Source organism: Acetobacterium wieringae, from assembly GCF_026646375.1.
Taxonomy (GTDB): domain Bacteria; phylum Bacillota; class Clostridia; order Eubacteriales; family Eubacteriaceae; genus Acetobacterium; species Acetobacterium wieringae_A.
Genome location: NZ_JAIPPU010000032.1, coordinates 1 through 10,263 on the forward strand (window position 1 = coordinate 1; position 10,263 = coordinate 10,263).

The following is a 10,263-nucleotide window of genomic DNA, read 5'->3' on the forward strand; positions in this document are numbered from 1 at the left end:
GAAAGAAACTCTTTATTTCCATACAATTGAAGAAGACACCCCGTTTTATCAAACAGCAGTATTCCGCACTCTGGATAATACATCTGCGATTGTGACAATGGAAAAGTTGCAACGCTGCTTGTATAGATACCCAAACGTTTATTCTTCTTAATTATCGTATAAAATTCGCTTGGAGGGATTTCTTCTGGAAGAGCATTTAAATAATCTATTTTGTAAGCGTCACTCCGTTTCCAACTTTGTCCTACCATTTTAGACAGTTCCTGCAGCATTGCCGGATCGGCATGCAGCTGTAACCATCTGTCCCGGTTTGAGCACTGTTCTATTTCCTCCTTCTTTAATACGCTTTCTTTACACCCTATTAGAATACACCCCCTTTGTTATTCTAATTTCAAATATTCAAGAATTATGGTTTAGGAACCCCCTGTCATGATTTTTCTATGCTATTTTTTAATTCGAATGCACCGACCATGTTTTTAAGCATCTCTGCCTGGCTAAAAAGTTCTTCAGTTGCTGCTGCACTTTCTTCGGCTGTTGCTGAATTGGTTTGAACGACTATAGATACTTGTTCAATACCCTGGTTGATTTGTGTTATGGCCGTAGCCTGATCATTGGATGCAAGGGCAATGTCACCTACTAATCCCACCACTTGAAGGATATCACTTAAAATGGCTTTCAAGCTTTCAGCTGTCTCATCTGCAATCTTTGTTCCAGTTGCTACTTTTTCAATCGATCCTTCAATTAATCCAGTGGTTTCCTTTGCTGCTTGTGCACTTCGTGCGGCCAGGCTCCTGACTTCTTCGGCTACTACAGCAAATCCTTTCCCATGTTCTCCTGCTCGGGCTGCTTCCACAGCAGCGTTTAGAGACAGGATATTTGTTTGAAAAGCAATATCATCAATGACCTTAATAATCTTTGATATACTATTTGATGAGCCATTGATTTCTGTCATCGCGAGCACCATTTTCTCCATTTGATTATTACTGGCTTCTGCTTTTCTTCGTACCTTATCCGTTAGCTCGTTTGCCTTATTGGCATTCTGGGCATTCTTCATCGTTTCATTAGCTACTTCTGCAATCGAAGCAGTCAACTCTTCAATTGAACTTGCCTGTTCAGTGGTACCTTGGGCTAATTCCTGTCCGCCGTCAGATATCTGTCTTGCACCTGCTTCCACCTGTTCGGCAGACTCATAGATCTTTGCCATGACTTCACTTAGATTTGTGGTAATCCCATTAATGGTGGTCTTGATTTTGACAAAATCCCCAAGAAAATGTTTTGTGATATCTTGTGCGAGATTTCCTTCACCGATTTTTTCCAATCTGTTTGTAATTTCGCTCACATATTGTTTTAAAAACTCAATCGTTTGGTTCATATCTTCTTTTATTTGACCATTCTGTCCTTTGAAATCACCTTCCATTGCTACATTTAGATTCCCTTGTGACAATTCTTCCAACACACTTGAAGCCTCCTGTATCGGTGCAATAACTGCATCCAGGGTTTTATTGAAACCTTCAATAACCTTGGCATAATCTCCTGGAAATCGGCTGGCATCACCTCGATTATCTAAATTGCCTTCAATCGCAATAGTGGACATTTGTTCTGTTTCCTCTACCATCATGGAAATATTTTCCATCATTTCGATTAAACTTGGCACCAGCACATCATTTTCGTCTAATTTCCCAACGCCTTTCAAATAATCCAGAAATTGCATATCACCTCTGGAAATATGATTAACACAATTCACAACTTGAGTCATTCGTCCAAGGACAATATTAATGGATTTAGCTACTTCTGCATAAATTCCCAGATATTCACCTTCCATTTTTTCAGAATAGTTATTTCTTCCGATCTTTCCGATAATTCGATTCCCAACTTCAATGGATTCCAGACCATCCACACAGGCATTGATGTTGTCTTTTATTTTTTTGAAATCACCAGTAAACTCTTTGGTGACTTTTGCTGGAATTTCGCCCTTTCCGATTTTTTCAATATATTTTGAAACAAAAGTCAGAGGTGTGACCAGAATATTTAGAGGTTCATTGATGGCAACAATGAAATTTCCAAAATATCCAGGAAAGTCATCCGGATTTCCTCTAAAATCCAATTTACCTTTAAGAATTGCATCTCTGATTTCTTTCATGGTATAGTAAGTTCGGCTAATTTCATTTATCACCGCAATGATAGATAAGGAAAGAGTATCTTCATCTGATTGTGGATGAATTTTAACTTTAATGTCTCCATTTGCAAGACTTTGAAGTGCATGATTCTGAAGTTCTCTGTTTTTTTCCATCTGTTTTAAGGAATGTGCCAAATGCCCTAATTCATCCCTGGTTCTTAGCTTTGGCACCGCTACATTTATTTCACCCATAGCAAGTCGATCACATGCAACTAATAGGGAGGCGATGGGATGCATAATGTGGTTCATAATCATAAAAACAATGATGCTGCCAATTAAAGTAATAACAAGTATTGCGAATATCATCTTCGTTGGTGCTACACCCAGCCAAATAGCAGTAATTCCCAAGGAGAATGTTGCAGCCACAAGCACTCCAATGGCAACTGCCACGAGTTTAATAAATAAACTCATCTTGCTTTGTTCGTATTTTTCGACATTTCTTTTGAGTTCAATTACATCCTTTTGTATCTTGCTATCGTTCACTGAATAAGCTCCTTTACAACTTTTCTTGCAATGAGTCCCCATTGCACAGTTATACTTTTACAAATTAAATCGTTTACACTTTATTTCTTTAAAGACTAAGCGAAGTTTGATCAGACTCTTCAGAATTAACTGTTTCATAAAAAAACACATGTTGATTCTTGCCTGGAACTAATAGATCCATTGGATACCCCGTTGCTACGCTTTCTAAGTTGTAAAGGGAAGTCTTAATTGCACCTTCCCTTACAGTTCTTAGAATTTTAAAGCTGGAGGTTATTTGAAACTATGCATTAAAGCTTAAATTAGTTCTTTATTTCTGCAACCATTTCAGGAACATGTCCTACGATTAGTTTATGCAATAAGTGTTCAACCAAAAGGAATATGGTTGCACCAATAAGCAGAATTCCTAGATTTGTCAGCGCGCGAGTGAAAATATGTGTACTATCCATAATTACAAAGTTTAATACAATCAAGCTTAGCCCACCGAACCAGGATGGTAATTTTGCTCCCAGTATTGCAATAGCAAAAATGATGATTGATAAAGGTATCAGAAGTCCTAATACGCCATACATTGGTACTAAATAAACTTCACTCATCAAGAACAGCAGTCCTGCTGCCATACCGGTAATTGTCAATTTGTAGTACCTGATAGTATTCTCTTTTCCTTCGCCAAGTAATTTAATTGATACTGGTGCAATTAAAGCAGGCCAAAATTCAAGATGCATCCCTAAATATCTGGAAACCAGAAATTGAATGAAACAATAAACACTCACCCAAACACTCACCGCCGCGGCATAACTAATCATCTTCTTATTCATAATAATTTCTCCTTATTAGTTTAATTTTGATCGATTATTAATTTTTATAACAGCTCCAACTCTTCGATAACATAACGTGTTGATCCGTCATGAATTAAACACAATTACTTGCGTCTGACATTCGGCGACTAATTTCATACTCTTTCTCTAAATCATTTCAATTACCGCTGCTGACCCCATTCCTCCACCTATACACATGCTTACAATCCCATATTTATCACCTCTATGTGACATTTCATGAATAATTTTAGTCACAAGGAAAGAACCCGTACAACCCAAAGGATGCCCAAGAGCGATGGCACCGCCATTGACGTTTATGATTTCTTTGTTCAATGAAAGTTCTGAAATACATGCCAGTGATTGCGAAGCAAATGCTTCATTGAGTTCAATAAGGTTAATGTCTCCAATGTTTTTATTAGCTATTCTTAATGCTTTTGGTATGGCTTTAATCGGGCCTATTCCCATTAAGGCTGGATCAACGCCTGCAGTAGCATAACTTACAAATCTTGCCAGTGGCTTAATACCGAGCTCATCTGCCTTTTCTCGGGACATTAGCACAACCATAGCCGCTGCGTCACTTGTCTGTGAGGAATTTCCTGCTGTAACGCTTCCACCTATTTTAAAAACTGGCCTTAGTCTCGCCAGGCCTTCCATCGAGGTATCTTTCCGAATTCCCTCGTCTTTATCAAATACGACAGTTTTGGAAGTCGGCAGGCCGTTTTCATCAGTTGTCGGATTAATGGCATCAATTGGAATAATCTGGCTGGTGAATTTTCCATCAGCCTGTGCCTTTGCGGCCTTCATATGACTTTCTACTGAAAATGTATCCTGTTCTTCCCTGGAAATGCTGTATTTTTCAGCAACATTTTCTGCTGTCAATCCCATAGAAATAAACGCTGTCGGCATCGTTTCCATTAAATAAGGATTGTAGGCTGGATTGTTCCCACCCATGGGAACCATACTCATGGATTCCATACCTCCTGCTACAACAATGTCTGCCATGCCACACATAATGGCGTTTGCAGCGCTGGCAACTGACTGTAAGCCGGATGCGCAGAAACGATTGACGGTTTGAGCAGGTACACCCAATGGCAGCCCTGCTCGGAATGCCACCGTTTTTGCAACATTGATACCTTGTTCTGCCTCTGGAAAGGCGCAGCCTAATATGAAATCATCGATTAATTCTGGATCTAAGTTCGTAACCTGAGCAAGTGTTCCTTTTAAAACCTGGGCCGCATAATCATCTGGTCGTGTAAATTTTAGTGCTCCACGTGGGGCCTTTCCAATAGGCGATCGTCCGCAAGCAACTATTACAGCTTCTTTTAACATTTCATCCTCCTCAATTTCTCAGTGGTTTCCCAGTTTTAAGCATATGTGCAATTCTTTCCTGTGTCTTTTCTTCACCGCAGAGGCTTACAAATGCTTCTCTCTCAAGATCGAGGATATATTGCTCATCTGACATTGTTCCTGTGACTGCATTTCCTCCAGACAGTATATATGCGACTTTTTTTGATAGATGCATATCATACTCGGAAATAAATCCGCCGCCACGCATACCCTCAATTTCTCCAAGTAAAACTGCTCTTCCATAGTCGCCAAGAAGCATGACCTTGGCAGGAATTGGTGGCATATAATTATTTCTTGCCAGCTCAAGAACCTTCGCTTTTGCTTCATCAATTAGAGCATCCCGATTCATAATCACTTTTGTTTCTTTTTTTAATAAATCTTTGTCGATTGCTTCAAATGCATTGGTCGTAACCGCACCGGTTGCAATACTGAACCAGGTATTTCGCAGTGCCGGCAGTTTTGCCTGGCGTTTTGTTCCGCCAATCCGATCAAAAGAGCGGATAAGTCTTTCCTTACAGCCACCACCACTTGGTACCAAACCAACACCAACTTCTACTAACCCCATATATGTTTCTGCAGAGGGAACTGCTGCTGCAGTATGCAGTACACATTCGGCTCCGCCGCCCAAAGTCATCCCAAAAGGTGCAGATACTACCGGTTTTGGAGCATACTTAAGCATCATATTGACAGACTGAAGTTTTTTTACGTTGCTCGAGATCGTATCCCACTTGCTTCCTGTCGCCAGAGAATAGATTCCATCAAGACTAGCTCCTGCTGAGAAATTGCTTCCTCTGTTGCCGATAACTAATCCAACCCACTCTTCATTCAATTTTTCAATGGCAATATGAATCATGTCCATTGTTTTGTCCGAGATCGAATTTCCCTTTGAATGGAATTCAAGGCACAGTACTCCATCACCAATATCGAGTAATGATGTATCTTCATTCATAGCAATTGGAGTAACCGTATTTTTGTCCAGTGAAATATATGGCGATGCTTCTTTGGTACTGCCGTAGAACATTCCATCATTTTCTTCCATCAGTTTTTCAACCCATTCGGGTATCGTGTCCCCTTCTTCTTTCATCCGTTTGATGGCACGTTGTGGTCCGATGGCATCCCAGATCCTAAAAGGTCCTTTTTCCCAATTGAATCCCCATTCCATCGCTTTGTCGATCATTTTGAAATCATCGGTGATTTCCGGAACTTTTGAGGCACTGTACAGAAGCAGCGCTTTGGTGTGATCCCAAACAAAATTATTTTCCGGTGAATCGCCATATACCATCGTTTCATATTTATTGGAGCTGGCCAACGCCATCTTAACCGATTCTGGAACAGTTGTCTGAAATGGTTGGTATTCTTTTGTTTTATAATTCCAGAAAGCTTTTTCCTTCTTAGAGATTCGTTTGTAAAAACCATGTTTAGCCTTATTTCCAAGAGCTCCGGCCTGAATCCGTTCCTGAACGAAGTCCGGATGCGTAAAGCGTTCTTTTTCTTCCGGATCATCAAAGCAGTTAGCGACATTTCCTGCTACGCTGCTGAAAATATCAAGCCCGACGATATCGGCGGTACCAAAAGTTGCACTTTTGGATTTTCCCATTACAGGACCTGTTAACTGATCAATCAACGGTATATCAAATTCATATTTCAACATCAGCTTCAGCACTTCTGTACTGGAACAGCTTGCAATCCGGTTACCGATGAAATTCGGAGTATCCTTCGCATACACCACCCCTTTGCCCAGGACGTTTCCGGCCATATTCGCCATGCTTTCAGTTACCTCAGGCAGTGTGTCTTCCAGCGGTATCATTTCAAACAGACGCATGTATCGAGGCGGATTGAAAAAATGTGTGCCGAGAAAATGCTGTCTGAATTCCTCCGACATATCTTCTGAAATACTTTTTATTGATACGCCTGAAGTGTTGGTAGAAACGATGCTTCCGGGCTTACGGAATTTTGCAACATTCACCATAACCTGCTTTTTAACATCCAGTCGCTCTACGACAACTTCTACAATCCAGTCACAGTCAGAAATCATGTCCATGTTATCGGTCATGTTTCCAATACTGATCAGGTTCGCTTTATCCATTGAATAAAGCATTGCTGTTTTGGGGTTTGTAATCCGATCCAAACCAGCCTTTGCAAATTTGTTTCGGAACATTGGACTATCTTTGGTCAAGCCTAGCGCCTGTTCCTTTTGATCCGGTTCTCCAGATGGTACCACGTCCAGCAGTACCACCCTCAAACCGACACTCGCTAATAATCCGGCGATGCCGCAACCCATTACGCCTGCACCAAGAATTGCGACTTTTTGTATCGATTTTGTCATATTTTCTTCCTCTCATAATTCCAAAATGTTTTTGCTTCAATGTTAATTTTCTTTAAAAATTCTCATACATCAATTTTTTGAACTTTTTTATTAAGTCAGACGATGCAACAATATTCTGTTACACCATTTGACTTTTAATCATTTTTTTTGCATTTATATAAAATAAGCTTTCTTTGCTTGTGCAGTCAGTTCTTCTCTAAAATCCGGGTGAGCAATACTGATAAGTGCTTTTGCTCTCTCTTTGATAGACTTAGTATAGATATTTGCCACACCATATTCGGTAACAATATTCATAACATCTGATCTGTTAACCGTAACTGGTGTTGCTGTTGGAAATCCAAAAACGATATTTGATGTTACTTTACCGTCAATTTCAGTAGTCGATGGCAAACAGATAAAACTCTGTCCGCCATCGGATAAAGCTGCGCCTCTAACAAAAGTAGAAGAACCGCCCATTCCTGCCAGGGTTTTTGAACCGACTCCCTCGGAAGCCACCTGACCAGTTAAATCAACCAACAAGCAGGCATTGATAGAGACAAAATTATCATGGGCAGCGATCGCTGCTACCTGACCGGTTATATAATTTTGTTGTAGAAATACGCGACCGCTATTTGCAGCCCAGTCATTCAGATCATGTTCTCCTAAAACAAACCCAACTGTGATCTGTTTGTTCGGATCAAGAGCACCGACATCATCAAGATACTTCATTGAAGGTGTGAGCATTTCTGTGTAAACAACGAGATTTTTCTTTTTCTCCAGACCATAGCTGACCGCATTTGCTAAACCACCGATTCCAACTTGAATTGTTGAATTGTCACGAATATGAGGAAGAATATGGTTAGCCATAGCTTGTTCTTTTTCTGTAATTTCGCTTTCAGGAAATTCAATGATGTCATAATCCATTTCTACAACAGCATCGACTTGGCTGATATGAATTTTCGGGAAATCGCCTGGTATTTTTGGCATGTTTTTATTAACCTGGATAATGATTTTATTACACATCTCAGATACCATGCCGTTAACACTGGCGCCCTGTGGTCCAAACCACATGAAACCTTCTTCATCCATTTCTGATGCACCGGTGATCATACCTGTAACATTACGAACTTCCCGAAGAAAATATTTAGTTTTAGAAAAACAAACGGAGGCATATTCGATCATTCCTTTATTGGCCATCGGTCGTTCCAGAGGGGGACGTGTAAAATAAGTACAATATTCAATATGTCCTTTGAACTTTGGGTCTACGAGGAAAGGTATGGGAGCGCCAATGTTTGTACCACAAAAGCCAACGTTTTCAAGTTCTTCATATCGGTCGCATAAAGCATTCATGGTATGTGCTGGTGTTGCCGTCGCTGGGCCAACAAACCATGATTCGCCAGATTCTACCAATTTCACCGCTTCTTCAGCACTTTTCAATTTGGATTTGTATTCTGCTTGAATATTCAATTCATCATTCTCCTTTTCAATTATGGTTAAATATATTGTTGCTACTTTTGAACGCTACTCTTTTTTGTTTTCAATAAGTGTGTCAAAGAAATCTTTAAACACTGTGATCATTTCATCATTGCTCTTATACCGGATATCAACCGCATCCACATCAAGAGACATCATAGGAACGCCATACTTTTCATCGATCATATCTTTCAGAATTTTTTCTGCTGCCCAGCAATGCTTGCACCCGACATGGCCAACATACATTGCAACATCAATGTCATAGGCTTCCATCGCATCATCCACCAGATGCATGTAATCTTCGACCGGGCCCGATGAACCATGAATCATCGGCAGTGCAAGTGCCTTTTGCGCGCTGATATAACAAATCTCATCAATGTCTGTTGTCCCATTGAACAAAGCAGTTTCCTGATATCCGAAAGCTTCCATGACCACGATAGCTCCATATGTTTTTTCCATATAATGCAATGCCGAAAGATTACACCAGAGCATATTTTGCAACCATAAAACTCTGAAATTTTCTTTCTTTACTGCACCCATTTTATTGTCAACAATGTGTTTTGCAACGGCATACTGTGCTTCCATGCATTTGAGCATTTCCGGGTGGCCTGCCATGGCAGGAATCAGCTGGTTCAGGAAAAGAAGTGCTCCAGGCAGCGGACAAGGATGGTTTTTTCGTAAATCAGCGATCTTTTTCATCAGAATCATTGTTTTATCCGAAATTTCCATGACCTCTTTTAATTTATCCATATTCAGCTTTGTGCCGGTCAGATCTTCCAGAAATGTGATTATTTCTTTGTTCTGGTCTGCTATATACTGATAGCCTGTTTCATCCTTGCGATAAGGTATGTCTATGCAGAAGCTGGGCACTCCAAGATGTTTATCAATCGCCGGATAAGCTACCCGTGAAGAATCACAGGGTACGGTTGAATAAATAAACGCATCCGGTTTTTCCGGAATATCTCCCGACAGAATAGTTCCTAAATCAACCTTGTCAATACCGCACATACTTGCAGCAACATGCTCTTCAGCGATATCAATATACTTTGCAGCAAGTTCCGGAGTGGTACATAAACGTGTTGGTAGCATATCCAGAAGCATCGGAGTACAATCAAAAGCGTAAAGCAGCTCCATTGGTACACAAGCCCCCATGTAGATCAGTTTTTTTCCATCTTTTTTGGCATTGTATACTTCATTCCAATAGACTTTCTGGATATCAAACATCCACAAGTTTTCTGGATGTTTCTGACCCACATAATTGACTGCTGAATCAGCAGAATCAGATATGTCTTTGAAAAGATTAAATTGTTCGGCCATTATCTTTCTCCTCCTTCAATCATTTCAATGAACGCTTCTGCCCGGACCGCCAACTGTCCGGAACTGGTCATAATTTCTTCCCGTTCCAGTGTCAACATTGGAATATTCGCATCTTTGAATTTGTCTTCAAAGAACACGCTTTCTCCGCCCCAGATTTCGCAATATTTCATACGAACATAAATGACGCCATCCACTTTATAGTCTGCCACTGCTTTGAGCATAAAGTCATGAAGCTCGTCATGAAGGTTGGTCATCCGCGGACATGTCGGACGGCTCAAGTACGATTTTGTCAATGTGGAGTGTTATCATAAAAGTGCAGTCCCAAATTGCAAGGAAATGAGGTAAAATAA

8 protein-coding genes are annotated in these 10,263 nt (G+C 40.4%); all 8 read right to left on the reverse strand.

What is annotated here, in order from left to right; all coding sequences use genetic code 11:
* Window positions 1-248 (reverse strand): hypothetical protein (locus tag Q7P33_RS17495; RefSeq protein ID WP_303872028.1); only part of this gene is annotated, 248 nt, incomplete at its 3' end.
* A 176-nt stretch (window positions 249-424) separates the two neighbouring features.
* Complete coding sequence (locus tag Q7P33_RS17500) at window positions 425-2,656, reverse strand: methyl-accepting chemotaxis protein (protein WP_303872030.1); 2,232 nt, start codon at window positions 2,654-2,656, stop codon at window positions 425-427.
* A 299-nt stretch (window positions 2,657-2,955) separates the two neighbouring features.
* Window positions 2,956-3,471: a hypothetical protein gene (locus tag Q7P33_RS17505; RefSeq protein ID WP_303872031.1), complete on the reverse strand. Its 516-nt coding sequence runs from the start codon at window positions 3,469-3,471 to the stop codon at window positions 2,956-2,958.
* Between the two features lie 147 nt (window positions 3,472-3,618).
* Entirely contained in the window at window positions 3,619-4,800 is a 1,182-nt protein-coding gene (locus Q7P33_RS17510) for an acetyl-CoA C-acyltransferase (protein WP_303872032.1), read from the reverse strand.
* 10 nt (window positions 4,801-4,810) lie between these two features.
* Window positions 4,811-7,144, reverse strand: coding sequence for a 3-hydroxyacyl-CoA dehydrogenase/enoyl-CoA hydratase family protein (locus Q7P33_RS17515; RefSeq protein WP_303872033.1), 2,334 nt, complete (start codon window positions 7,142-7,144; stop codon window positions 4,811-4,813).
* A gap of 153 nt (window positions 7,145-7,297) precedes the next feature.
* Window positions 7,298-8,590 (reverse strand): acetyl-CoA hydrolase/transferase family protein, encoded by a 1,293-nt coding sequence (locus Q7P33_RS17520; RefSeq protein ID WP_303872034.1) that lies wholly within the window; start codon window positions 8,588-8,590, stop codon window positions 7,298-7,300.
* A 54-nt stretch (window positions 8,591-8,644) separates the two neighbouring features.
* A complete protein-coding gene (locus Q7P33_RS17525; protein WP_303872035.1) occupies window positions 8,645-9,913 on the reverse strand; it encodes a 2-hydroxyacyl-CoA dehydratase family protein in 1,269 nt (422 codons plus the stop codon).
* Complete coding sequence (locus Q7P33_RS17530) at window positions 9,913-10,206, reverse strand: 2-hydroxyacyl-CoA dehydratase family protein (RefSeq protein WP_303872037.1); 294 nt, start codon at window positions 10,204-10,206, stop codon at window positions 9,913-9,915. The genes Q7P33_RS17525 and Q7P33_RS17530 overlap by 1 nt, the downstream gene beginning before the upstream one ends.
* Window positions 10,207-10,263: the final 57 nt, after the last annotated feature.

Excerpts from the sequence above, each read along its gene's own strand:
- Q7P33_RS17505 (WP_303872031.1), bottom strand. The coding sequence starts at position 3,471 with ATGAATAAGAAGATGATTAGTTATGCCGCGGCGGTGAGTGTTTGGGTG.
- Q7P33_RS17510 (WP_303872032.1), bottom strand. The coding sequence starts at position 4,800 with ATGTTAAAAGAAGCTGTAATAGTTGCTTGCGGACGATCGCCTATTGGA.
- Q7P33_RS17515 (WP_303872033.1), bottom strand. The coding sequence starts at position 7,144 with ATGACAAAATCGATACAAAAAGTCGCAATTCTTGGTGCAGGCGTAATG.
- Q7P33_RS17525 (WP_303872035.1), bottom strand. The coding sequence starts at position 9,913 with ATGGCCGAACAATTTAATCTTTTCAAAGACATATCTGATTCTGCTGAT.